Here is a 1,095-nt window from a genome sequence, read left to right on the forward strand (position 1 = left end):
GTTCCGCGCCTGATGAACCTCCAGAAAATATACGGCTTCAATGAGCCTTTCCGTTTTACAGGTTCCTCAACAGGCCGGTGGGCCGTTAGTATCATCAATATCAGTATTCGCAAAACCAGATCAGTGATTCTTTAAACCGGTGTATTTCTGCCGTTATGCTACATAAGTTTGCTGTCGTGCCGTTAGGGCCCAGGCTATTCTGGCCAGCTTGTTTGCCAGAGCACAAGTGACGACAAAGTTGCTTTTCCTACACAGTAGATCCCTGACCCAATCGGCCAATTTGCCAGACTGGTGTTCCAGTTTTTGTATGAATACCCTGGCACATTGAACCAACAAAGTTCGGATCTTTTTGTTACCTCGCTTACTAATTCCCAGCAATGTCGTCCGACCTCCCGTGCTGTACTGTCGAGGCACTAGCCCTGTTGCCGCCGCAAAGTCACGACTGCTGGCGTACTGCTTCCCGTCGCCAATCTCAGTTGAAATAGTACTCGCTGTCAGTGTTCCGACGCAGGGAATGCTCAGCAAGCGCTGTCCAATCTCATCTTCGTCCAACTTTCGTTTCAACTGGGATTCCAAATCTTTAATCTGCTCAACAAGATAGTGATAATGCTGTTGTAATTTCAGCAATAACTGGCTGAGGTATAGAGGCAAACTATTGTCCTCAAGAAGGGTACTCAGTCGGCTAATAACGGCAGCTCCTCGTGGAACGCTGATGCCAAATTCCAGCAGAAAAGCATGCATCTGATTGGTTGTTTTTACCTTATCCTGAACCAGGGATTCACGGACACGATGCAGCGCACGCATTGCCTGCTGAGATTCAGTTCTGGGCTGTACAAAACGCATAGACGGACGCGATGCAGCTTCACAAATAGCTTCGGCGTCGACAAAGTCGTTTTTGTTACTTTTAACGAATGGACGGACAAATTGTGGTGATATCAGCTTAGGAAAATGCCCCAACTCTTCCAACTTGCGTGCCATAAAGTGAGAGCCACCACAGGCTTCCATTGCGATGGTTGTAGCGGGGCATGTCGCCAAAAATTCGATTAACTTTGGCCGTGTAAATTTTTTACGGTAAACAGCCTTGCCGCGACGATC

Annotated in this window: 1 protein-coding gene; it reads right to left on the minus strand. The window is 47.9% G+C overall.

Going from position 1 to position 1,095, the window contains the following annotated elements; translation table 11 throughout:
- Positions 1-153: 153 nt before the first annotated feature.
- Positions 154-1,095: IS110-like element IS4321 family transposase (locus ACSIPU_RS30305; RefSeq protein ID WP_109923718.1), on the minus strand; the 942-nt coding region annotated here is incomplete at its 5' end.

This window comes from Klebsiella sp. HN106, assembly GCF_051209435.1.
In the GTDB taxonomy this organism is placed as follows: Bacteria; Pseudomonadota; Gammaproteobacteria; order Enterobacterales; family Enterobacteriaceae; genus Klebsiella; species Klebsiella oxytoca.